Genomic DNA, 20,397 nt, shown 5'->3' with positions numbered 1-20,397 from the left:
AAAAACTAAGCCTGCGTCTGTCCAGCCATTTTAATGTGGTATTCTACAAGGTCGTCGATGGGGGAGCGGATGATTTTTCCTACGGACATGCCGTATTCGGTGCAGACCTCGCGCAGGATGTCCCGGAAATTGTATCCTACCGAGCCGATGCAGTTGAAGCTGTACTGCTGGTAATTTGGGTACCTGGAAACAAGGTTTTGGAAGAACAGTGTGAATGACTCCTTTACGACGTCGCGGGCATATTCCACGAAGTTGTTATTATCGTAAATGAATTTGCTGAAGCTGGCCAGGAAGCGGTTGGGAAGCGGCTTGTTGAGCAGGTTATCCAGGATGTCCTCGCTGTTGAGTTTATAAGTATTGTAAAATATTTCCGAGAGGGAACCGGGCATAAAGCCGCGCATATAATCGCGAAGCAGGCGCTTGCCGATGGAAGAGCCACTTCCTTCATCTCCCAGGAAATAACCAAGGGAATCAATGTTGAGCGTGATCTTGTCTCCGTCATACAAACAGCTGTTTGTTCCCGTGCCTAAAATGGCGGCAAAACCGGCTTCAGTTCCCAGCAAGGCTCTTGCAGCTGCCAGCAGGTCATGTCCTACATGCAGTTGGGCGCGGGTGAAAACAGCACGCAGGGCCTTTTCCACAATGGAAGCTTTTTCCTCGTTATGAACGCCGGCTCCGTAGTAATTCACCTCGGTGATCTTATCCAGGGCCAGGTTGGCGGGCAGGGAGGTTTGCAAGGATTTGACAATGCTTTCGGTATCGATGAAATAAGGGTTGTATCCTTCGGTATTAAAATTGATCCGTTTTTGATTATCATCAATCAGGCACCAATTGGTTTTCGTGGACCCTCCGTCTGCAATAATGATCATAATATTCTTTTATTTTTTTGCCGGAAATATGCCCGGACGGTTTTGGCCGGTAATAATAAAAAATAAACACGATATTATTATTGGAATGTTAACAAAATTCCATGTTTTTCCAGGCCAGGCAGGATAATACAGGATAGCGCTGCGTTTTCATGCAACTATATTTAGGCCGCTAACCTGGACATTATATGAAACTGGAAAAATTCAAGTCGAATCTTGATTCAATAGAAGAGTACGAATCCCAGCCGGTGCCGGCCTCAAAGTTAAAGGGCTGGAAGAGTTTTCTCGGCATGTACGCGGGGGAGCATACCGCGGGAACCGAGTTTGTTATCGGCCCCTTGTTCGTGGTTCACGGGGTAACGGCCGTTGATCTGGTTACCGGGCTGCTGGTAGGCAACCTGCTGGCAGTATTGAGCTGGGCCTTCTTATGTGCCCCTATCGCTACAGGAACACGGCTTACCCTGTATAATAAACTGGAAAAGATCTGTGGGCGTAATCTTACCCGTATTTATAACCTGGTGAACGGGATCATGTTTTGTTTCCTGGCGGGATCAATGATCGCTGTCTCGGCGACCGCGGTTGGAATTCCCTTCGGGATTGAGATGCCCGGCCTCGGAGACTGGTTTCCCTCCAGCGTTGGTTGGATAGTGGCCGTTTTTGCAGTAGGCCTGGTGATTACCGTGGTGGCTGTGCTGGGATATGATCAGATTGCGCGTTTTTCTAATATTGCCGCTCCCTGGATGATCCTGATCTTTTTTGGCGCCGGTTTGGCCGTGCTGCCGGAATTGGGTGTGAACTCCTTTGCTGATTTCTGGCGGGTGGCCAATGAGAAGATATGGGTAGGGGCTACCGCGGAAAACGTGAGCCGGTTTTCTTTCTGGCATGTGATGTTTTTTAGCTGGTTCGCCAATATGGCCATGCATATAGGGATGTCGGACATGAGCATTTTGCGCTATGCCAAAAAGTGGCAGCACGGATTCGCTTCGGCGGCGGGTGTTTACCTTGGTCATTTCTTTGCATGGATGGCCGCCGGTATCCTTTACGCGGTGGTGCTTGTACAGATTGTGCCTCCGGGGATGACACTTGCCGGCTATTTGCCCACCATTGGCAGCGACCAGATGCCCTCGGTTGCCCCCGGTCCCCTGGCCACTTATGCGATCGGGATCAGCGGGGCTCTTTGTGTGATTGTGGCGGGATGGACAACTGCCAACCCCACGATTTACCGGGCCGGCCTGGCTATCCAGGCCATGATACCCAGGGTGAAGCGCTGGAAGGTCACTCTTGCAGTGGGTTTGTTTACAACAGTCGCAGCCTGCTTCCCTGCGCTTGTGATGAAGCTGCTTGATTTTGTGGCCCTGTACGGCCTTATCTTAATGCCCATGGGCGCTGTCATTTTTATGGATTATCACCTGTTCCCGAAACTCCGGCTTTCCACCGATTACGCGGAACAGCAAAACAGCAGCTTTAACTGGGCTGCAGGGTTGACCTGGTTCATTACCCTGGTTGCTGCCGTAGCGCTGAATATTTTTGCGGGGGTGGAAATATTCTTCCTGGGTTTGCCAGGCTGGTTTTTGGCCGCCGCGCTTTATGTGATTTTCAGTAAGCTTCTTCAGAAAAAGAGTTCTATACAGCCAGCTGTAAGGACTATTTAAAATTTAACCCTGTCAAATAATGAAAACATTCCTCAAAATACTTTCTTACGGCGGGTTGATACTTACGATCCTGCCCCCTTTACTTGTCCTGAGTGGCCGCATGGAGCTGGAAACGCATTATCATTGGACGCTGGCCGGAACCGTCCTTTGGTTTGCCACGGCCCCTTTCTGGATTGACAGGAAAAAGAAAGCGGAAGGATAAATGCATCGTGTGGGACACGGCGTTAAAGGACGCGGAAGCGCGGTAGCGGGTATCGGCCCGGCCGCCGCAGGTTCCGGCTTAACGCAATGTGATCGCATCGCAGACAATCAATTTCCGGATCTTATAGTTCCCGGATCTCGCAGGATTTGCGTAATTTGTTCAGTATGGACGCGGATTATAAAATGCCTTCTTTGACGCGGATCGGCCATGTGCATCTGAAAGTAGCCGATTTAACGCGTTCGATTGCCTTCTATTGTGATTTATTAGGTTTTGAGATAACCACCAGGTATGGAGCTGACGCGGTATTTATCTCTGCAGGCGGCTATCATCACCATATTGGCCTGAATACCTGGTACAGTAAGAACGGGCCGCCGGCTTCCCTGAACTCGGCCGGGCTTTTTCATACCGCCATTGTTTACCCGGAAAGAAGGGACCTGGCCGTTATTTTTGACCGGCTCCGGAAGGCAAAATACCCGCTTACAGGCGCTTCCGATCACGGTGTTTCAGAAGCCATCTATCTTAATGATCCGGATGAGAACGGTGTAGAGCTTTACTGGGACCGGCCCCGGGAAGACTGGCCGCAGAAGGCGGACGGTTCCCTGGAAATGTATACGCAGCCGCTTGACCTGGCTGGCCTGCTAAATGAACTTCATGCGGAATGATCTAAACAACAGGAAATGAATACAGAAATAAAAGACTTGTCCACATACCACGAGCTGGTATCAGACCTGTTTAAATGGCCTGCAACTACCGAAGCATGGGAACAATACAGGCTTAGCGAAGAGCAGGTAAATTTTTTCAATGAATATGGCTACCTGGCCAATGTTAAGCTGCTGGAAGACTGGCAGGTAGAGCGGTTGAATGAAGAACTCGCGGACATTACTGATCCCGGTCACCCGGGAAACGGGTTATTCTATGAATTCCATTCCAATGAATCATCGGATCCTAATGCAGTTCTTTTTCATGCTTTGGGCGCCTGGAGGGTAACCGGCGGTTTTCATGATGTATTATGGAACCCGGCATTCGTGATGGCGGCAAGCCAGCTGCTCGGCGGGCAACCGGTGCGCTTCTGGCACGATCAGTTGTTTTGCAAACCGGCCCGGCATGGCGGGGTAGTGGCCTGGCACCAGGATTATTCTTACTGGACCCGAACTTCCCCTATGCAGCACCTTACCTGCTGGGCAGGATTGGATGATGCCGATACGGAAAATGGCTGTTTGTACTATGCGCCCGGAAGCCACCGCTGGGGATTGCTGGACAAACCTGAACTCGCCGGCGATATGGAGGGACTGATGGAGTACCTTACGGAAGAACAAAAGGCCGAATTCAAGCCGGTGCCCATTGAAATGAAAAAGGGCTATGCCGCTTTCCATCATCCTTTGCTCGTACATGGTTCCTATGAGAACCGGTCAGCACGTTCCCGCCGTGCATTCGTGCTGAACGTATTCGCCGATGGTACCCGGTCCGGTTCTGACGGGGAGTTGCTGGCGGGAGTTCCCCCGGTTCCCAGCGGAAAAAAAATGGAGGGTCAATTTTTTCCTCTCTTATATGATCCGTTTGGCGCATAGGAAAATAATTTAAGCCTTTCTTGAAATTTAATAAGGGAAAGTATATAAAAAATCCCCACAAACCCTACAGAATTTGTAGTAATTATCCAAAACCCACATAAAATTTGGATTAATAATCTAATTACCTAGTTTTGGAGCCCCATGATGATATTGCGAGAAAGGGTTCCGAGCGGGGGCGTGCTATTTCCGTTTAATTCCGCCAGTTCAACTAGCTGCTTCACTTGCCGGTGCTGCAGGGAGGATCTGCCTTTCTCTTTTTTTCATCTATTTACCTTATTAAAACAACAATTAAATTTCATGAGATATAGAAACACTACGTTGTACAAATGGGCCGCGATATGGCTGTTTGTGCTGATCCTCCCGGCTTCAGGGAAGCTTTGGGCGCAGGAGTTAAGAGAAGTAACCGGCACTGTGACAGACAGTCTTTCGCAAACCCCGGTACCGGGCGTAAGCGTCCAGGTGAAAGGGACGAACAAGGGAGTGCAGACAGACCTTGACGGTAATTTCAGCATACAGGTAAGCCCGGAAAACGTTCTCGTTTTTTCCTTTCTTGGTTATGCAACAAAAGAAATAAGGGTTGGCAGCCAAAGCGTGATAAATGCCGCGCTGAGCCAGAGCTTATCCACGCTTGACCAGGTGGTGGTGATCGGCTATGGCACCCTGGAGAAAAGTGAGGTGACCAGCTCGGTTACCTCACTAACAGCGGAGGATATTATCCCGGGCATGTCCAACAACCCGCTCAGGTCATTACAGGGCAAGGTTTCCGGTTTGAACATCGCTTCTGAGAACGGAACGGATCCCAATGCCGGAACTTCCATACAACTGCGGGGAGCAAATTCAGTGAACGCGTCTCAGGGACCGCTCGTTGTCATAGACGGAGTGCCCGGTGCGGATATCAATTCGGTCGCAAGAGACGATATTAAATCCATCGATATCCTGAAGGATGCTTCCGCAGGCGCCATTTACGGGACCAGGGCTTCCGGCGGCGTCATCCTGATCACTACCAAAAGCGCGCAGGCCGGCCCTTTGAGCGTTTCTTATTCGGGCGAACTGTCCACGGAAACGACCCGGAGAAAGGCCGAGGTTTTATCCGCGGAAGAATTTGTGGCAGCCGGACTTGGAGACGACCTGGGCCATAGAACAGACTGGTTCGATGAGGTCACCCGGGATTTTCCCTTTAATCAGCGGCATACCCTTACCCTTAGGGGAGGGAGCGAATCGGCAAAGATTTACGCTTCTTTGTACAGTAATAATGCGCAGGGAATCGGCATTGGTTCCAAAAGGGAGGAATTTGGCGGCCGGCTGAACACGCACTTTTCACTTTTTGACGGAAAGGCCGAGATCATCAGCCATGCCAGTTATTCAAGCGCGGATGCTGACTTTACCAATAACGGCATTTATAATATGGCGCTGAAACTTAATCCTACTGAAACACCCTACGATGCCACGGATATTACCGGCTATAATGTCTGGACAGGAGGATGGGAATACTATAACCCGGTAGCTGATATTAACCTGAGAACCGATCAAAACCAGTACAAATACCTGCTGGCCGATGTGAGGCTCAAAGTAAATATTACCGATAACCTGAATACTTCGGCCATGGTGGCCACCAAGAATAATACGGAACATCCTACTTACTGGCGTTCCGCCCAGCATAAGACCTCACGGGACCAGGGAGTGGACGGCTATGCGAAACAAGAATATAAGAAATGGTTTGATCAGACCTTCGAGTGGCTTGTCAACTATAATAATCAGTTCGGGGATCACTCCGTAAAAGCGGTAGGAGGTTACAGCTTCCAGCAATTCAATGGCCAGGGGTTCTGGGCGGAAAATTCCGATTTCCCGGTTGACGGCCTGGAAGAGCATGATCTGAACACCGGTTCTTTTCTGACGGACGGAAGGGCAAATATGGATTCCTGGAAAGACCCCCGGGAACGGCTGATTGCTTTCTTCGGGCGTGTCAATTATTCATTCAAAGACCGCTACCTGCTGTCAGCGAGTTTCCGCAGGGAAGGGTCTTCCAAGTTCGCCCCGGGTAACCGCTGGGGATCTTTCCCGGCTATTTCCGCCGGCTGGCGCATTTCGGAAGAGCCCTTCATGAGTTCCCTGGCATTTGTGGATGACCTGAAGATCAGGGGAGGATACGGCGTGACCGGGAATGAAGGTTTTGATCCCGGTGTTGCCATGAGAATGTACGGCGCCGATACCTGGTGGCTGGTAAACGGAGAATGGGTAAGGACGTATGGCCTGGCGCATAATCAGAACGTGAACCTGCAGTGGGAAACGAAAAAAGAGTACAATATCGGGCTCGATTTTTCGCTTTTCGATTATAAGTTAACGGGAAAGATCGATGTTTACGAAAGGAACAGCGATAACCTGATCTACGATATTTCTGTTCCCCAGCCGCCTGCTATTCATAATAAAACAACGATGAACGTCGGCAGCCTCCGGAACAGGGGAGTGGAAGTGGACCTGACCTGGAACGCGATCAATAAATCCGACCTGAATTATTCCACGACGGTAAAAATGTCGCATAACCGGAATACGCTGGTGTCGCTCTGGGGCAGCCAGACATTCTGGGACCGCAAATCTTTCCCTGCGCCGGGATCTCCGGGCAGCGCCGTGCGGCTTTACCCTGGCCGGGATATCGGGAGTTTTTTTATCTGGAAATTTGCGGGTTTCACCGAGGAAGGGAACTGGATGCTGTACGATAAGGACGGGAATGCCTTTGATGTTAGCGAAAGGTCTAAGTCTATTGACGATAAGCAGTTTATCGGCAATGCTATTCCGGACGTGATCTTATCCTGGAACCATTCACTGGAATGGAGGAACTTTGATCTGAATGTGTACATGCGGGGCTGGTTCGGGCACGATGTATTCAACATGATCAATATGTATTATAGCCTTCCCAATGTGACCGGTCAGAATGTATTGAAGTCCGCTTTTGAAGAACACCGGAATATTACCGGGGAAAAAGAGCTTAGCGACTACTGGCTGGAAAAAGGCGATTTCGTGAAGCTGGATGCAGTAACCCTGGGCTACACGTTTAACACCAAGGCTATTAAGCACGTGAAGAACCTGCGGGTGTACCTTACCGGCAGGGACCTGTTCACCATTACCGGGTATTCCGGGCTTAATCCCGAAGTAAATATCAACGGGCTGGAACCCGGATTTGAGGAGTTGAGCGTTTATCCGCAGACAAGGAGCTTCACTCTTGGCGTTCAGGCTAATTTTTAAAATAAGAAACACATATCATGAAGAGAAGATCCATCATATTGATTTCGGCATTTGTCACCCTCTTTTTCGTAGGATGCACCGATCTGGATGAAGTTTGGTATGACAAGGTCGTGCCGGAAACTTTCTACAAGAGCAAAGAAAATATCATGTCCGCCCTTTACCGGCCCTTTACTCATGCCCGCTGGTACGTTACCGGTGACCGCTGGAAGGTTCAGGAATATACTGCCGACCATTTCGCCATTACCACCAAAGGCCCGCACTGGTACAACGGCGGGGAGAATGAGCGTTATCATTATCATCGCTGGACGGTGGAGGACAACTGGATCTGGCAAACCTGGCGGGGCACGCTGATGGGCGTTGCCCTTGCGCTTGATACCAAGCAGGATCTTGAAAAACTGGACTACACAAAGTTTACCCTTACCCAGGAAGATAAGGATAGCCATATCAGCCAGTTAAACACACTGATCGCTTTCTTCTACCTGAATGGCCTGGACTATTTCGGCGGATTGCCGGTCTTTACCGATCTTGAAGCCGAAAATGTACCCCGGAGTACGGACCAGGAAACCTTTAATCACATTGAAAGCCTTCTTTTGGATGCCCTGGATAAGCTTCCTGTAAAGAAAGCCGGTGAACCGGAAGAAGGGGTGCTAAAAAAAGGCGCGGCGGCTGCGATGCTTGCACGGCTCTATTTTAATGCCGAAGCCTACACCGGAAGCCCCATGTACGAAGAAGCCGCGGCCTTATGCCGGGATATCATCGCAGGTGAATACGGGGAATATTCTCTGGACCCGGATTGGTTTGGCCCCTTCGATTTTTACAATAACGAGTCACCCGAGGTGATCTGGTCCATGCCTTCAGAGTTTAACAAACTGCAGTATGACTGGTATTACGCGGATTTTTACCATTATAATTCCAGGGTGTATTTTGACGTGGACCTGGGCGCGAACAACGGCGGACACCTGCAGCCTTCACGGAAACCCGATAGTTCCCTGTATATGAACGAGTTTGAACTAGGCTCGCCTTATGAAAAATTCAATGATGCCGACCTGAGAAAACAGGCCTATAAATACCAGGGCGGGGGACGTTACGAGGGCATGTTCCTGGTTGGTAAACAAATATCCCCGGTAACCGGCGAAAGGAGCCTGGGCACCCAGGAATATAAGGATCAGCTGATCGTACTGGATGACCGCGTAGGACGCTTTTCCGAAATAGGCCCCGGAAAAACTTATAGTTCGGTAAGTGAGCTTCCCTCGAAAATGTCGGAAGGGGAGGAAAATACGGGGATTCGCCTGGTGAAGGCGCCGGTTCCTTCTATGAACGATAATACCCTTCGCTGGGGCGCCGACCACGCAGTGATCCGCCTGGCCGAAATTTATTATATGCTGGCGGAATGCAATTGGAGAGCCGGGGACAGGGAAAGCGCAGCTGAACTGATCAACCAGGTGAGGTCCCGTAATTTCGCAGACGGCGCCGACCCGGATCCCGCAACGGCAGCGAACCTTGACGAGTACCGCATGCTGGACGAGTGGGGAATCGAATTTCTTGGCGAGGGCAGAAGGCGTACCGACCTGGTCAGGTGGAATAAGTTTACCACGGAAGCCTGGTGGGATCATGAACCCTCGGGTTCGGAACACCTGAACAGGTTCCCCATTCCTCAGGAAGCTATTTCCGGAAATAATAACCTGGAACAGAACAGCGGTTATTAGTGTTAAGCCTGAACCTGCAAACGCTGTGAACAGTGGTGTTGCTGGTAAAAGCCCCCCCGGAGCTGCGTAGAATCAGGGATCTTACGCGGAAAGGGTGGTCAATAAAAAAGGAGCCCTCCTGTCTTTGAACGGGAGGGCTCCTTTTGCTTATTCCTTTTGCTGCGACAGGTAGGTGATCAGGGAAGCAAATTCCTCGTAGGAGAGCGAGTTTGCAAGCCCTTCGGGCATCATGGATGTTTCCAGCTCTTTCCGTTCCTTTATATCACTGGTCTTGATCGTATGCGCCGTCCCGGTAATATCGCGCAGGATAAGCTGCCCCGCCGATTCGCCGGTGACAAAGCCCATATAGCTTTTATCGTCTTTGGTGGTGATCTGTACGGTAGCAAAGCCCTGGGAAATAGAAGCGTTAGGCTTCAGGATGGATTCTGCGATTTGCTTCCGGTTCATGATAGAACCTATCTGGCCCATGAAGGGGCCTTTCATGGTTTCGCCTTTTTCAACGCTGTGACAGGCTACACAGCCCTGCTGAACAAAAAGTTTTTTACCCAGGTCAGGGGTGCCTTTGAGTTCAGACATCGCCAGCATAATATCTTCAATGGATGTCTTCCCGATCTGCCCTTTTTGATTCCTGATCTTTTCCAGGTCTATTTTGGGTTCTTCTATGGCGACTTCCCTGGGTTCATCACCGCCGAATTCAGTGATCCCCATGCGGAATTTGCCGTTCAGGTTGGCATAGAATTCCTTTCCGGAGGCAGGAGACTGGCTCCATTGTTCCATCAGGAAGGACTTGATCTTCCCGGAGGATTCCCAGGTGACGGGTTGATAGTAGGGGCCATGCGTATCAGGCCGGGTACTCCACCACCAGGAACCATCGTAAGGAGCTTCCTTTTGGTAAAGACGGGCCAGGGTAGTAATTATCTGGTTTTTCAGGCTATCAGTGCCTGCGTTTTCATAAGCGGCGATCAAGCCGTCCACGGCGCCCGGATCGTGCATGTAACGCAGGGCCCACAAGGCAAGCGTTGAATTTTCTGTACCGATTGCTTCAATACAGGCATTTACCGCGTTCAGGCGAACCAACGACTGCATGGCCACATGGGCCGGGATAATTTCAGGGTTCGGGGTGGCATGCGGGCCTTCCTCGCCTTTTGCGGGCGCTTTAAAGGAAGCAGGAACGGGAACCTCCAGCAGGGTTTGCGCCGCTTCCTTATGTCCCAGGCGGCCCAGGCCTACAATAGCGGCTACCTGCACGCGTGCAGAAGGGTCTTTCACCGCACTCAGGAAAGGTTCAACAGGCACATTTTCAAGGAAAGGCTTTCTGTCGGCAAGGGCGCGCAAGGCAAATTCCCGAACTTCTTCTTCCGAAGCCAGCTTTACCAGCTTGTCAACGGCGGCCTCTTTTCCAGCCTGTGCATACGTGAAGATACCGGCTACCCGCACGTCCAGCGGAAGGGTTTTATCACTGGCCACTTCCCATGCGGCTTCCGCTGCTTTGTCTCCGGAGCGCTTAAGCAATTCCTGTTGGGCATACAGCCGTCTGACACTGCTTTCCGACTTCAGAAGCGTTTTCAGTTCCGCTATGGAAGCTTCCTCCAGGTCAGGGAAAGCCTCGTATTTCCAATCTTTGGGAACCGCTCTTACCACAAAGCCTTTGGTGGAATCGCCGGAATAGCCTGCGCCGTCCCATGCCGAAAGATACAGGCGGCCGGAAGCGTCCACGTCCAGGTCAGTGATCTGCGGCAACTTGAGAAATTCTTCTTCTTCCTGGCTGAAGCTGGCGCCGGAAGGCGTTACCCGGTGGATATACAGCTGGCTTCTGCCCCAGTCTGCCATCATGGGTACTTCGTTATATTTTTCCGGCCAGGCAGGTTCATCCATAAACAGAGCGCCGGTGCCGGAACCTCCGCCGAGGTCCACCATAGCAGGGATGATCTCTTCGGTGAAATGCTTGAACAGCACCGGATAGCCGTATTCGCCGGATTGTATCTGGTGGCTGAACCGGATGTTCCAGCCGCCGCCGTCATTGGTATTGCCGCGTGCGAAAATATTCATGAACGGGTCAATGGCCACATCATAAATATTGCGCATGCCATGACTGTAAACTTCCATTTCGGTACCGTCCGGGCGAACCCTTACGACGCCTCCGCCAAGCATGGTAAGCTTGTTCCCTTCCTGGTCCGTGGCGTTATGAAAACCGAAATCGCCAACTGCAATGTAGATCCAGCCGTCTATGCCCATACGAATGCCGTTGGTTGCGTGGTCGGTGCCGCGGCTTTGAAGGAATTTGGGGTTGCTGATATGTTGAATAATAGGTTTCGAAGGGCCGTCCGCTATGCCGTCCTGGTCCTTGTCTTCAAAAACCACCAGGTCCATCCCGGTGGCGAAGCCGTCTTCAAACACGGTATGAAGTACGAAAAGCTGGTCGCCAAGCGGAAAAATACCCCGGGGATTATCTACCGCGGCAAATTCCGTATGACTGTCCATGATGCCGTCATTATTGCAATCCACCAGGCGCACGATGGCGCCCCGGCCCGGGTCCTTTCCCAGGGAGCCGATCATATCCACTCCGACGAAAACTTCGCCCGTAGGCGCTACTGCAAGGCAGGCGGGGCTGGGCGTAAGGTCCGGCCCGGCGAAACCGGTGATTTCCAGTTCCTCCGGCCATTTCAGGCTGGCCCCCAGGGAGTCAATGGATTGTAATGCTGGGTTTCTTTCAGCAGGAGTACATGGCTTCTGTGAATTGCCGCATCCCGCAAAAACAAGACAGGCGCAGCTAAGGCTTAAGGCAAGTTTGGTCATTTCTAATTCTTAAATTGTAGCGTCCCGGCCTCAGGGCAAGGACTTGAAAAGCAGGCGGTAAATGTAATAATTCCACGTTAAGATTAAAATTGTCTTTTTTTGGATACTTTTACCTTGGCGCTGTGATAGTGTAGTATAGGGCGCCGTAATCACAAATATGGAATACCAGTTGAAAGCCGGCTTTGAGCAAATGGACGTGCAGGCCGTTCATGAATTTTTAAGCAGGGAAAGTTACTGGGCGAAGGATATCCCCCTCAGGCTGGTGGAGGAGTCGCTTAAAAATTCCTGGTGCCTGGGTGCTTTCGACCAAAATGGCCGGCAGGCCGGGTTCGCCCGCCTGATCACAGACTATACGACCTTTGCCTATCTTGCCGACGTGTTTGTGCTGGAAACCCACCGCGGGCAGGGAATTTCCAAAACTATGATGGAATACATCATGCAGGAGCCCTGGGTCAAAAATCTGCGAAGGCTCATGCTGGCCACCATTGACGCACATGGGCTTTACCAGCAATACGGGTTTGTTCCGCTTGATAAACCCGAAAGATTCCTCGAGATCAGCCGGAAAGATCTTTATGGGGCAGGGGAGGCGGAATCGTCCCGGCGCGGACCGGAGGCGGAGATTTAGCTGTATTTTCCGTGTTCCGGTTGCCAAGATCGTCTACAGCTGAGTAATAAAATTCACTGATTTCGCAGTGTGGAAAGCAGCGTGCCCGCCAATTAACTACATTTTCTTTAGGCAAGGTTTTTAATGCACGTAGGATGAAACCTTAAATAGTATCATCATGCTGCTGCCGTTGTTTAAGTTTGTGAGTTCAGAAAAAACAGAACCTAAACAGAAGAAAAGTATTAAGCCAAAATCCGCGCCTTCTGCAAAGGCGGAAGAGACGGAAGAATATCCTTCAAGGGACAAGCTGTACATAGACCCCAGCCAAATTAAATAACAGATCCAGTTATTACGAGTGCGGAGTGGCTCGTTAGGAGGGAGTCAGATATACCCAAATTAAATAGCAGATCGAATCATGCCCGATTCCCGGTCTGATCCATTTAAATAACTGGCGGAGTTTTTTGAAATTTCGAAATTAATCGTAATTTTACGATCAATGGGATTGACAAAAACAGAAATATTCAGTGTGGAACAGAACCGCCTTGCCCAGCTACTGAAAGCACTGGCTCATCCGGCGCGGGTTGCTATTCTGCAGCACATTATGAGGGCAAATACCTGCATCTGCGGCGACCTGGTGGAAGAACTCGGCCTTGCACAGGCAACCATTTCCCAGCACCTGAAAGAGCTAAAAAATGCCGGGCTTATACAAGGTACTATTGAAGGTGTAAGCGTCTGCTACTGTATCCATCCTGAAAACTGGAAATTGCTGGAAAAGGAAGTGGCCGGCTTTATTCAATCCTACAAAGGAATTAGCGGCTGCTGCTAAAAAATTTGAACTAGTTAAACGTAATATTGCAATAAAACTATAGAACGTAAAATTATAAAACGATGAATACCCTTCAAGCAATGGGCTGGCAGGCTTTCAAGGAAAGGCTGCAACAGGACGCCGATCAGGTACTGCAATTCCAATATGGAGATGGAAAGTGGGTAGAAGCTTCCTACCATATTACAGAAATAAAGCAAGCGCCTATTGTTTCCGTAGATTGCGGCGGTGTGATGAATTCCTGGACGGAGATCATAATCCAATTATGGGAACCCGGAATGAAACAGGCGGAACGCGCCATGAAAGTAAGCAAGGCGCTTGCTATTATCGATGTAGTGGAAAAGTCATTACCGCTGAATCCAAAGGGAACCGTTAAAATAGAATTCGGCAATTCCCGCTTCGACACCCGGCAAATGTACCCGGGACAATTCATTTCCGAAGGGGAGAATTTAATTATTGACCTGGTGCCTGACTTCACGCAATGCAAAGCGATCAGCCGCGGAGGAAACTGCGGAACCACCGCCGATGGTGAAGAATGCTGTGCGCCGGGAGCTGCTGTAAAACCTAAGGTTCAATTAGCGAATCTGGCTGTTGCTCCCAGCTGCGTTCCCGGATCCGGCTGCTGCTAATGAAGAAAATACTGATATTGTGTACTGGCAATAGTTGCCGGAGCCAGATAGCAGAAGGTTATCTCCGGCATTTTGCCGGGAGTGCGGCGGAAATTTACAGCGCCGGTGTAGAAAAACATGGGGTTAATCCCAGGGCAATCCGGATCATGAAGGAAGACGGTCTGGACATATCCGGCCATACCTCCAACCATGTTGAGGAATACCTCGGTATCACCTTCGATTTTGTGATCACCGTCTGCGACAATGCCCGGGAAAGCTGTCCGAATTTTCCTGGCGGGGCGTTGAAATTCCATCATAACTTTCCTGACCCCGCCAAAGCAAAAGGGAGCGAAGAAGAAATCATGGAGCAGTTCCGGGCCGTGCGGGAAAAGATCAAGCACTACAGCCGGAATTTTATCCGGCGCCATATTCCAGCTGATCGTCGATAATGCTGGCGGCTTTGGTATAAGGATGTTCTTCGGTTTTTTTTTCAGATAGAATATGCAACACCTTCCAGCCCTTACTTTTAAGGTAATCAGCTATCATACTGCGGTGGCAGCGCCACCAGACAGCCTCCGAACACATGATACAAGTGTTCTTTTCCAATGCAAGGTGCATTAGGTTTTTTGCGCTTTCTTCAAATTCCGGGGTTTCCATATAGTCGGCGTAGGCCCGGAAGGAAGCATTCCGCCATACGGTATTCCGGGAATCCTTTACTTTCTTTCGCCTGCCGCCCAGCCCCAAGATATGCAGATAATCAATACCTTGCTTTTCCAGGGAACGTTCAAGCACATCCTGATTAAAGTGCGGATATTTTCGCGAACCTGGCAGAAGTCGGACATCTGCCAGCATGCGAATCCCGTTTTGCAGCAGGAGCGCTGTGAACTCTTCTATCGTCCGCGTGGAATGGCCGATTGTCCATAAAATCTTTGCAGGCATCATCTGTCAGTTATAATCATTAGGGAGGCAATAATCATTCCTTTCAAGCTGCCCGGCTTTTCCGCGTTATTCTACAAACCATAATTTGCATAATCGATTAGTTATTCTTACATTCGTAACCAAACGGTTTCATAAATAAAATACATGAGAAGAGACGTATTTCAGGCTATTGCTGATCCAAGGAGGAGGGAGATCATCGGACTCCTTACGAAACGGACAATGAACCTGAACGCAGTAGCTGAACATTTTGACATTAGCCGCCCGGCGATATCCAAGCACGTTAAGATATTAAGGGAGTGCGGCCTGGTGGCGGTGAAAAAGGAGGGCAGGGAAAAATTTTGTTCCGTGGACCTTCGAAAACTAGAAGAGGTAGATCAATGGCTGCAGCATTACCGGGATTTCTGGAACCGGAAATTGGATGCTTTGCAGGTCTTTCTGGATGAAGAAGCAAATAATAATAAATAATCGTTATGAATACAAGACAACTGGAATTCGAGCGCATTTATGACGCCCCCATTGAACGTGTATGGAAGGCGCTGACCGACAAGGACCACATGAAGGCCTGGTATTTCGATATCGCTGATTTCAAGCCCGAACCGGGTTTTGAGTTTTCTTTTACGGGCGGAACCGATGACGAGAAGTTTGTGCATCATTGCCGCATCGTGGAAGTCAGCCCTCCGAATAAGTTATCCTACACCTGGAGTTACGAAGGATATCCGGGGCAGTCGCTGGTGACATTCGAACTGGATGAGCCGGCTCCCCGGAAAACCAGGCTGACCCTGACCCATCGTGACACTGACACATTCCCGGCCGACAACGACCTTTTCGCACCTTCAAGCTTCAGCGAAGGCTGGAACTTTATCCTTGGGGAATCGCTCCGGAATTTTGTGGAAACCACCTCATTTGAACGGTCTGAGGCCATCAAGGCAAGCCTTAACGACGTGTGGAAGATCCTTTTGAATCCAAACGGCCACTGGGGCAACGCTTTCGGCGGCGGAGCGCTGGTTAAGGAGACCGGATGGCAGGAAGGATCGCCGGTTACCTGGACAGACCTGGAAGGAAATCCCGGCGCCAACGGAATTTTGACAACTTATAAGGACGGGGAAACGCTGGAGTTTACTTATTATGACGATGTGGATCCGGAGCCCGATGCTTCGCTGGGCGAATACGTGGAGCGTTTTAAACTAAGAACCGAGGAAGACGGCCGGACGCTGTTGACGATTGAAATAGAGGGGCTGGGAAAAATGTACCAGTCAATGCATGACGAAATGTGGGAGAAAGCGCTCCGGATGATTAAAGAAAAAGCAGAAAACAATGGAAATTGACTTTCAAGGCGGCGTCAACATTGCCATTAAAATCCCGAAAAGCAAGTATGAGGCCACTGTGTCCTTTTACCGGGATACCCTCAAACTGGAAGTGGAGGAAAAACCCATTGACAATCCGACCGTTTCCAGGACGCACAAGGTACGCTTCGGCGGTAATACCGTCTGGCTGGACTGCGTGGATAATTATACGCATTCGGAAACCTGGCTGGAAATAAAAACACCGGACGTGGAAGCGGCGGCCGCTTACTTACGCCAACAGGGAACCAATACCTGCGATGAACTGGAAAAAATCCCCGAAGGCACCCATTGGATCACAGACCCGGCCGGAACCGTCTTTATTCTTAATAGGGCGGAGGCTGATAGTTGACGATATGTAGCTAAGTAGTCAGCTTTGGGACCGAAAAATGGGATACACTTGGGGAGAGGCTTGGCCGAGTGATCCCAAGCTTAATAGTGCGGCCATTGCGATGCTCGTATATTTTGCCTATATGGTTTTACGCGGGTCTATTAATGAGGATCAGCAAGGGGGTCGTATTTCGGCAGTCTATAATATCTTTGCTTATCCGATCATGATCGCCCTTATTTACATCCTTTCCAGGATGACCGATTCCCTTCACCCCGGCAACGGGGGAACCCTGGCTTCAGTACTTACGATACCGATTCCCGGTTATTAGCTGTATTTTATCCTGCAATTATCGGCTGGGTATTAATGAGTATCTGGATTATGCAGCTTCGGCTCCGTATCAGGAAAATACAGCGTCGTCTAAACAATTTCAAATTGCACGGTGGGCTATAAGAATACGTCAAGCGAAATATTCTGGTTTGGAATAGCGGATTACTAAAAGAGTTTTTCTTCGGGCGGTTTCACGCCTGCCAGGCGAAGGTATACGGTTGTTTGGCCCCGGTGGTGTACCTGATGCTCAAAAACTTTGATCAATGCCATTCTTTTAGTCATGTCGAAGCTTCCAAATAACTTGATGGCCTCATCGAGTTGTTCTTCAGACATCTTTTTTATATTATCGATCACAAAATCATAGCTGGCAAGCACTATTCTACTCACATTGGATTTGGATTTGTCGGCCGTTTTTTCCAATTCACGCTGAGCAAACGGACTCTTTATGCCTGTTGCCGGCGAAGCAAAACCGTAGTTGGCGTCTGCCAGGTGTAATAGTTGCTCCGCGAAAGATCGCATTTCCGCGGGCAGATTTATCTCAGGGAACCGCCATTCGGCTACAACTGCGGGACACCGCCTGCTGATGCCGAAGAACCGGCTAAGGCGGTCAAACTTTACCCGCTTCGTAAGGATTGCTCTGGAAGACGATCATCGAGGACCTGCCGGAAGATTTCCTGCAGTTTTTCTTCCGACCTACCAGCCATTCAAGAACGAGAAACTGGAGAAAGAATTTGATAAAAGCTAACAGAAAGGAGTAAAGCAAAGATTGCAGCACTGGCGGGAGTGGAAGAGAAAGTTGTGAGAAATATCCGGGTGAGAAGCTGCTGAAAATCCTTGTTGTTTACTCGGGGAGGCTTAGTTCCCCCACCCGCCATCCCCTGAGTCAACATCTTCTGAAAGGTGTTCCATCGTTTGCTTTCCAACGAAGAAGGCAGTCATTTTTTTTTGTTCAAAACGCTTCTTCGCTTTGTTAGGCTGTTTCGGGGGATGCGGCGGGTTTCCTTGAGGTAATTGCCGAAGGTTTTCGACCGATCCGGTATGCTTATCAGAAGCAGCAGTTCGAAAGTGTACTGACAAATCCTATCATTTTCCCATTGTACTCGCATACAACCATGGTGACTTTTTTTTCGTCTGTATAGAAAGTGCCTATTCGCATGAAAAAAATAACTATTCTAATTGTAATTCAATTTCTGTTTGTTTCGGTATATGGCCAGTCAGCCAAAGAACAGTTGGCGCTTGCCAATGCTGCGCAGCTAAGCAATAAAAACTTTTACAAAGAAATTACGTTTGAGAACCGCTTCGGCTACTTTGTGATCCCGGTAAAGATCGGAAATGATGTTTACCAGTATATTTTTGATACGGGCGGTTATAATACGCTTACTTCTGAAATTTTGGAAAAGAACGAACTTCCCAGGTTAATGGAAGTACAGGTTGGCAGCTCCAACCAGATGAAATCAAAAATTGCAATCACCAAAGTTCCTGCAGTAACTATTAATGGTATCGATTTTAAGGATGTTGGCGCTTTTAATTTCGATTTCGATGCTTCTCCTCAAATTAAGTGTTATACCAATGGAGGCCTGATTGGGAAAAGCATTATTGGAAACGCTGTGTGGCAAATTAATGCCGCGGAGAACAAAATCATTTTAACAGACAATATTGCAAATCTGGACAATCTTGATAATGCTTTAAAAATTAAGGTGCGTGTAGATAAAACATTAAATCCCTTCATAAAGGTCAAAATCAATGGTAAAACTGAATCCTTTTTGCTCGATTTTGGTTATGGCGGATTTATTTCATTGACAGAGAAAGACGGAAAAAAATACGCTGCGGAAAACGTTACCGAAATCATTGGTGAAGGCGCGATCGGGGCTAACGGCATTCTTCAGGAAAGTACTTTTGTGACCGCGCTGGAGAGCTTTGAAATCAGCGAGATAGCCATCCCTAACCCGATAGCCTATTATTCAAAGTCCAACAATTACAATCTCATTGGTACAGAATTAACAAAATACTTCATCGTAACTTTAAATTTTCAGAAAAGTGAATTATATCTAACACCTCTTGAAGGTGCTGATAGCAACGGGAGCGGGAAATCATTCGGCTTTGACCTCAACCGGAACGAAAATACCGTTTATGTAAGCAAGATCTATAATGATCTTCCAGCCGATCAGGCAGGGCTTAGGGTAAAGGATAGCGTCCTAACGGTAAACGGGCAGGATATCAACGATTATCCGTATTGCGATTTCTATTTCTACATCAGACGGCTTTTGAGAGAGGACAAGGAAATCTGCCTTGAAGTAAAGCGCAGTGATGAAATAAAAACCCTGATTATAGGCAAGGCTGACCTTATCATTAAGCCCTGATCTGCTACCGTTTACCCCGGTACTCCGGCGTCGCTTCGCTCGCCTTCATTGATCCCGAAGTGTGGAAGCGGTTCAAGCAATCGAAATCCATTCGCTTCGCTCATTACTTTTTTCATTTTTTCCGCTTTGCTGAAGCTTGCTCCACCAAAGCTCCATAAATGAAAAAATCCCGGCTTGGGGTGGGCGGGATTAATTCCGGCGTCGCTTCGCTCGCCTTCATTGATCCCGAAGTGTGGAAGCGGTTCAAGCAATCGAAATCCATTCGCTTCGCTCATTACTTTTTTCATTTTTTCCGCTTTGCTGAAGCTTGCTCCACCAAAGCTCCATAAATGAAAAAATCCCGGCTTGGGGTGGGCGGGATTAATTCCGGCGTCGCTTCGCTCGCCTTCATTGATCCCGAAGTGTGGAAGCGGTTCAAGCAATCGAAATCCATTCGCTTCGCTCATTACTTTTTTCATTTTTTCCGCTTTGCTGAAGCAAGCTCCACCAAAGCTCCATAAATGAAAAAATCCCGGCTTGGGGTGGGCGGGATTAATTCCGGCGTCGCTTCGCTCGCCTTCATTGATCCCGAAGTGTGGAAGCGGTTCAAGCAATCGAAATCCATTCGCTTCGCTCATTACTTTTTTCATTTTTTCCGCTTTGCTGAAGCAAGCTCCACCAAAGCTCCATAAATGAAAAAATCCCGGCCAAAAGCCGGGATTTCGATTGCTTGGCGGAGAGGGCGGGATTCGAACCCGCGATACCCTTTTGGAGTATACGCACTTTCCAGGCGCGCTCCTTAAACCACTCGGACACCTCTCCATAATGGGTGGCAGTTTTGCTTCCTGGCTGGCGGTGGGGCCGATGCCGGAATTTAAATGCTTTACTGCTGTGGGTACTTGCTTTCGCGGAGTACCTGTTGCCGCTTGGGCGGGCAAAGGTAATTATTTCCTGTGGCTTTTTCAACCGCGACTGGTGATCCAAAGATTTAAAATTGCTGGATTATTACGATAGGCGGCATTCCGATGTTTGGCGGGCGACGGAATTTATGCTGGT

The 20,397-nt window shown here is 49.3% G+C and carries 21 protein-coding genes and 1 tRNA gene; 16 read left to right on the top strand and 6 right to left on the bottom strand.

Annotation, left to right across the window (positions count from 1 at the left end):
- Positions 1 to 5 precede the first annotated feature (5 nt).
- Positions 6 to 869, bottom strand: a complete 864-nt coding sequence (locus FRZ59_RS00320; protein ID WP_132127838.1) for an N-acetylglucosamine kinase — start codon at positions 867 to 869, stop codon at positions 6 to 8.
- 185 nt (positions 870 to 1,054) lie between these two features.
- Between FRZ59_RS00320 and FRZ59_RS00315 the strand changes: the two genes are divergently transcribed.
- The 6 genes from FRZ59_RS00315 to FRZ59_RS00290 all read left to right on the top strand — a co-directional run bounded on the left by FRZ59_RS00315 (position 1,055) and on the right by FRZ59_RS00290 (position 9,234).
- On the top strand, positions 1,055 to 2,518 hold the full coding sequence (locus tag FRZ59_RS00315; RefSeq protein ID WP_132127839.1) for a purine-cytosine permease family protein: 1,464 nt from the start codon (positions 1,055 to 1,057) through the stop codon (positions 2,516 to 2,518).
- Between the two features lie 19 nt (positions 2,519 to 2,537).
- Positions 2,538 to 2,720, top strand: a complete 183-nt coding sequence (locus FRZ59_RS00310; RefSeq protein WP_192901585.1) for a hypothetical protein — start codon at positions 2,538 to 2,540, stop codon at positions 2,718 to 2,720.
- A 164-nt stretch (positions 2,721 to 2,884) separates the two neighbouring features.
- Positions 2,885 to 3,382 carry a VOC family protein gene (locus FRZ59_RS00305; RefSeq protein WP_132127841.1) on the top strand — a complete coding sequence of 166 codons (498 nt, stop codon included), beginning with the start codon at positions 2,885 to 2,887 and terminating at the stop codon, positions 3,380 to 3,382.
- Positions 3,383 to 3,397: 15 nt separating this feature from the next.
- Positions 3,398 to 4,288 (top strand): phytanoyl-CoA dioxygenase family protein, encoded by an 891-nt coding sequence (locus FRZ59_RS00300; RefSeq protein WP_132127842.1) that lies wholly within the window; start codon positions 3,398 to 3,400, stop codon positions 4,286 to 4,288.
- Positions 4,289 to 4,585: 297 nt separating this feature from the next.
- Positions 4,586 to 7,528, top strand: coding sequence for a SusC/RagA family TonB-linked outer membrane protein (locus FRZ59_RS00295; protein ID WP_158640472.1), 2,943 nt, complete (start codon positions 4,586 to 4,588; stop codon positions 7,526 to 7,528).
- A gap of 17 nt (positions 7,529 to 7,545) precedes the next feature.
- Positions 7,546 to 9,234, top strand: a complete 1,689-nt coding sequence (locus tag FRZ59_RS00290) for a RagB/SusD family nutrient uptake outer membrane protein (RefSeq protein WP_132127844.1) — start codon at positions 7,546 to 7,548, stop codon at positions 9,232 to 9,234.
- Positions 9,235 to 9,381: 147 nt separating this feature from the next.
- Here the strand turns inward: FRZ59_RS00290 and FRZ59_RS00285 are convergent, their stop codons facing one another.
- On the bottom strand, positions 9,382 to 12,030 hold the full coding sequence (locus tag FRZ59_RS00285) for a DUF7133 domain-containing protein (protein WP_132127845.1): 2,649 nt from the start codon (positions 12,028 to 12,030) through the stop codon (positions 9,382 to 9,384).
- Between the two features lie 157 nt (positions 12,031 to 12,187).
- Here FRZ59_RS00285 and FRZ59_RS00280 point away from each other — a divergent pair, with 157 nt between their 5' ends.
- The 5 genes from FRZ59_RS00280 (at position 12,188) to FRZ59_RS00265 (ending at position 14,514) form a co-directional block, all read left to right on the top strand.
- Positions 12,188 to 12,655: a GNAT family N-acetyltransferase gene (locus FRZ59_RS00280; RefSeq protein ID WP_132127846.1), complete on the top strand. Its 468-nt coding sequence runs from the start codon at positions 12,188 to 12,190 to the stop codon at positions 12,653 to 12,655.
- A 157-nt stretch (positions 12,656 to 12,812) separates the two neighbouring features.
- The gene (locus FRZ59_RS18435) at positions 12,813 to 12,971 is read left to right on the top strand and encodes a hypothetical protein (RefSeq protein WP_158640470.1); all 159 of its coding nucleotides are present in this window, start codon (positions 12,813 to 12,815) and stop codon (positions 12,969 to 12,971) included.
- Positions 12,972 to 13,130: 159 nt separating this feature from the next.
- The gene (locus tag FRZ59_RS00275; RefSeq protein ID WP_132127847.1) at positions 13,131 to 13,460 is read left to right on the top strand and encodes an ArsR/SmtB family transcription factor; all 330 of its coding nucleotides are present in this window, start codon (positions 13,131 to 13,133) and stop codon (positions 13,458 to 13,460) included.
- Positions 13,461 to 13,522: 62 nt separating this feature from the next.
- Complete coding sequence (locus FRZ59_RS00270; protein WP_132127848.1) at positions 13,523 to 14,086, top strand: DUF6428 family protein; 564 nt, start codon at positions 13,523 to 13,525, stop codon at positions 14,084 to 14,086.
- A complete protein-coding gene (locus FRZ59_RS00265; protein ID WP_132127849.1) occupies positions 14,086 to 14,514 on the top strand; it encodes an arsenate reductase ArsC in 429 nt (142 codons plus the stop codon). Before FRZ59_RS00270 ends, FRZ59_RS00265 begins: the two co-directional genes overlap by 1 nt.
- On the opposite strand, the gene FRZ59_RS00260 is transcribed toward FRZ59_RS00265, so the two are convergent.
- Positions 14,480 to 15,007 (bottom strand): DUF488 domain-containing protein, encoded by a 528-nt coding sequence (locus FRZ59_RS00260; protein WP_132127850.1) that lies wholly within the window; start codon positions 15,005 to 15,007, stop codon positions 14,480 to 14,482. The genes FRZ59_RS00265 and FRZ59_RS00260 overlap by 35 nt on opposite strands.
- Before the next feature lie 141 nt (positions 15,008 to 15,148).
- Between FRZ59_RS00260 and FRZ59_RS00255 the strand changes: the two genes are divergently transcribed.
- The 4 genes from FRZ59_RS00255 (at position 15,149) to FRZ59_RS18430 (ending at position 17,003) form a co-directional block, all read left to right on the top strand.
- Positions 15,149 to 15,469, top strand: a complete 321-nt coding sequence (locus FRZ59_RS00255; RefSeq protein ID WP_132127851.1) for an ArsR/SmtB family transcription factor — start codon at positions 15,149 to 15,151, stop codon at positions 15,467 to 15,469.
- A gap of 5 nt (positions 15,470 to 15,474) precedes the next feature.
- Positions 15,475 to 16,329, top strand: coding sequence for an SRPBCC family protein (locus tag FRZ59_RS00250; RefSeq protein WP_132127852.1), 855 nt, complete (start codon positions 15,475 to 15,477; stop codon positions 16,327 to 16,329).
- Positions 16,319 to 16,696, top strand: a complete 378-nt coding sequence (locus tag FRZ59_RS00245) for a VOC family protein (protein ID WP_132127853.1) — start codon at positions 16,319 to 16,321, stop codon at positions 16,694 to 16,696. Before FRZ59_RS00250 ends, FRZ59_RS00245 begins: the two co-directional genes overlap by 11 nt.
- Before the next feature lie 100 nt (positions 16,697 to 16,796).
- The gene (locus FRZ59_RS18430) at positions 16,797 to 17,003 is read left to right on the top strand and encodes a hypothetical protein (protein ID WP_158640468.1); all 207 of its coding nucleotides are present in this window, start codon (positions 16,797 to 16,799) and stop codon (positions 17,001 to 17,003) included.
- 164 nt (positions 17,004 to 17,167) lie between these two features.
- Here FRZ59_RS18430 and FRZ59_RS00235 read toward each other — a convergent pair whose 3' ends face one another.
- Positions 17,168 to 17,521: a DinB family protein gene (locus tag FRZ59_RS00235; protein WP_132127855.1), complete on the bottom strand. Its 354-nt coding sequence runs from the start codon at positions 17,519 to 17,521 to the stop codon at positions 17,168 to 17,170.
- A 635-nt stretch (positions 17,522 to 18,156) separates the two neighbouring features.
- Here FRZ59_RS00235 and FRZ59_RS00230 point away from each other — a divergent pair.
- Positions 18,157 to 19,362: a PDZ domain-containing protein gene (locus tag FRZ59_RS00230; protein WP_132127856.1), complete on the top strand. Its 1,206-nt coding sequence runs from the start codon at positions 18,157 to 18,159 to the stop codon at positions 19,360 to 19,362.
- A gap of 11 nt (positions 19,363 to 19,373) precedes the next feature.
- On the opposite strand, the gene FRZ59_RS00225 is transcribed toward FRZ59_RS00230, so the two are convergent.
- Both FRZ59_RS00225 and FRZ59_RS00220 read right to left on the bottom strand, forming a co-directional pair.
- Entirely contained in the window at positions 19,374 to 19,991 is a 618-nt protein-coding gene (locus FRZ59_RS00225) for a hypothetical protein (protein WP_147698194.1), read from the bottom strand.
- 81 nt (positions 19,992 to 20,072) lie between these two features.
- Positions 20,073 to 20,163: transfer RNA gene (locus FRZ59_RS00220), tRNA-Ser, on the bottom strand.
- Positions 20,164 to 20,397: the final 234 nt, after the last annotated feature.

The organism is Anseongella ginsenosidimutans (assembly GCF_008033235.1).
GTDB lineage: Bacteria > Bacteroidota > Bacteroidia > Sphingobacteriales > Sphingobacteriaceae > Anseongella > Anseongella ginsenosidimutans.
This window is presented reverse-complemented; position numbering and strand designations above follow the sequence as displayed.